1 protein-coding gene is annotated in these 213 nt (G+C 65.3%); it reads right to left on the bottom strand.

The features are described from left to right. Positions 1-213: ClpB D2-like domain containing protein (locus tag AC6CH9_RS20870; RefSeq protein WP_498156610.1), on the bottom strand; the 213-nt coding region annotated here is incomplete at both ends.

Genomic DNA, 213 nt, shown 5'->3' with positions numbered 1-213 from the left:
CGCGAAGGAACGTCGAACATCACCTGCTGCAACACCTCCTCCATGATCGCGCGCAACCCCCGCGCCCCCGTCCCCCGCAACAACGCCTGCTCCGCGACCGCCTCCACCGCACCCTCGGTGAACTCCAGCTCCACCCCGTCGATCGCGAACATCCGCTGATACTGCTTCACCAACGCATTCCTGGGCTGCGTCAAGATCCGCACCAACGCCTCA

The sequence above is a fragment of the Cellulosimicrobium sp. GQ32 genome (genome assembly GCF_059758455.1).
This window is presented reverse-complemented; position numbering and strand designations above follow the sequence as displayed.